Source organism: Comamonas sp. FUJ_7 (assembly GCF_057369555.1).
In genome coordinates this window covers 1-2,287 of the sequence record NZ_JBXXZI010000026.1, presented here as the reverse complement: position 1 = coordinate 2,287, position 2,287 = coordinate 1, and the positions used below count along the sequence as shown (strand labels likewise).

Genomic DNA, 2,287 nt, shown 5'->3' with positions numbered 1-2,287 from the left:
GCCCCGGAACGGTTCCAAGCGTTCGCGGGGCTTTTCTTTTTCAAGATGCCGAGATGGGTTGCGCTTCGTTCTTCAGCGCATAAAACATGATAGCGCCCTTGTTCACAAAGGCGCCAACGGGAATACGTACCTTCTGGCCGACCAGCTTCTTGAAAGCCTCAGTGTGAACCTTCAGCGTCACCATTTCCAGACGCTTTTCTCCACTCTCCAAAATGTTTTCAGCCAGGATCTGCGCACGCAGGGTTGCAGGGCGTTGTTCGCCCGTTTCCCGGTCTGTCGTGGCTGGCTGGGTGTAGACGTTCTGCACCAGTCCGTTGAGTGTGAGCATTGCCATTATTCGGTCTCCTCTACGTCAGAAGGCCATGCCTTGAACTCGGTCAGCGTGTCGCGTGCCTTGTCCAAGAAATCAATCAGGGCCATGGTGATGATTTCCCGCTTGTTCAGGTCGAGCATGTTCCCGACCGTTTCCATTTCCTTCGCCAACTGGATAGGAACGCGGGCACACACGTTCTTGGTGATTTCGTCCGCGCCTTCGGGGTTTTGCTCCAAAAGTTGATCAACAAAATCGCCGTGACCGGTGCCGGTCATGGTTTGCTTCCAAGCAAGAGTTTTCAAAATCAGAGTTTCACGGGTGTTCATGAGTTCCTTCGTTTGATTAATGACGTTTCAAGTGAAACTTCATGATATCAGTGTCATTTAGGTTTTGAAAGCCTCTGAACAGCCGTTTGTCTTCCAGACGCGCAGGAAACGCCTCGGGTAGGCATGAAAAAGGCCCCGCGAATGGGGGCCTTGGTGTGCGAGAGGTGCCGCGATTGCTGCGCCTTGTGGGTTGGGTACTGCCTGCGGGAAGGTTGACATCAGGGGCCATGCCCCCGATACCCCCAAACAGCCGCAAGGTGTACTCACTAGACTTTGCTTTGCAAAATCGTTCGCGCTACGCGGTTTCAAGCCCTAGGTCATTCTTTCCAATATGAGTTTTCGAGCCTGGGCAACCATAGATTGAGCTTCGTCACCCTCATAAACAACATCTCGGCAACCTGAAATAAATTCCAAAAATTTCTGAACACCCGACCAGCCAGCCAAAGCAGCTATCTCCAACAAGGTTCCACGAGCCTTGACCTTCAGCACATCGCGCCACTCATAGGTTTGAATCAGCCCCAGAAGCTCTGCACTGTCCTCGATCTCTGCAGCCAGCTCCTGATCGTCTTTTTCTGCCTGGTTGAAACGGGCCTTCAGACCGTTTGACCAGGACAACTGCCGCTTACCTTTGAAGCACCGGGCGAACTCAGCAAACAGCGCAGCAGCCTGCTTGTCGTTCTTGTCGGCCAGCACCGCCCGCAGCAGGTCGAACGGGGTTTCCCCCCCAGCCTTGCCCTTCTTGATGTGGGCCTTGGTCATTTCATCCTCTAGGCCCCACTTGCTGACGTAGTTGCTGGCCTGCTGGCCGTCTCGAAGGTCAATGCCGTGGGCAAAGCTCGGGGAGCCAAGCCCCGCCTTCTGGCAGTAGGCGTCCCACCGCAGATAGAGCCGTGTTTTCCAGTCCATCAGTTGTGCCTGGTCAGCTTTGACCAGGACGAACTGGAGAAAGTGGAAATGGGGGTGCCAACCGTTGTTTGTGCCCTTGCGGCCGTGGGTTCCTTCCCATGCCCTGATCTGGCCCTGATGGCCCATTTCCTTGAAAACCTTCTTCACCGTCTTGTCACGCAGGAAAGCTTGCAACGCCTTCGACTGACGGGCCAGGAGGTCGTCTAGCGCGTCGAAACGGGTGTGGGGTGTGGTGAGGGTCAGAAGGTGGACTTCGCCGCCCTGGGCGCGATGCTGGGCCATTGCGTCCTGTATTTCCAGCCGCCGACGCTCTGCGATCTTGGCCGCGCACACCGGACATGTCCAAACACTGCCGCAGGTCTGCAAACCACCATAGCTGGCCGTCTGATGCTGCTTGGACTTCCAAACTTCAATGGCTTTTCCATAGGCTCTGATTCGCAGGCACTTGGCAGTGCGTGAATCCGGCAATATGTCTCGGGCCACAGACTGGAGCGCGAAGCGTTCCACCCGTCGCGCCATGGCTAAACCGTCCGGGGCTCGTAATTTCGCATTAATACCAAGGGCCCCTGCTTCCACCCCGGCGCGACGCTCCCCCGGCAAGCGGGGCCCCCTCGCGGCGGGGGTGGCGCATGGGCCTGTTGTGTTCTGGGAAATTGCGCTGATCCGCGCGGAATTCTGGCGTGTTCGTGATACGCTTTGCATGTCGGTTGTGTTGTCTATCAATGCGTCAGAAACCGGCCTC

3 protein-coding genes are annotated in these 2,287 nt (G+C 56.3%); all 3 read right to left on the bottom strand.

The genetic code is table 11. The annotated features are described in order from the left end of the window. Positions 1-40 precede the first annotated feature (40 nt). The 3 genes from AC2I9W_RS17605 to AC2I9W_RS17595 all read right to left on the bottom strand — a co-directional run bounded on the left by AC2I9W_RS17605 (position 41) and on the right by AC2I9W_RS17595 (position 2,064). Positions 41-334 (bottom strand): hypothetical protein, encoded by a 294-nt coding sequence (locus AC2I9W_RS17605; RefSeq protein ID WP_486411207.1) that lies wholly within the window; start codon positions 332-334, stop codon positions 41-43. Further along, the gene (locus tag AC2I9W_RS17600; RefSeq protein WP_486411206.1) at positions 334-639 is read right to left on the bottom strand and encodes a hypothetical protein; all 306 of its coding nucleotides are present in this window, start codon (positions 637-639) and stop codon (positions 334-336) included. Before AC2I9W_RS17600 ends, AC2I9W_RS17605 begins: the two co-directional genes overlap by 1 nt. Positions 640-951: 312 nt before the next feature. Then, positions 952-2,064: a protein rep gene (locus AC2I9W_RS17595; protein ID WP_486411205.1), complete on the bottom strand. Its 1,113-nt coding sequence runs from the start codon at positions 2,062-2,064 to the stop codon at positions 952-954. Between the last annotated feature and the right edge of the window lie 223 nt (positions 2,065-2,287).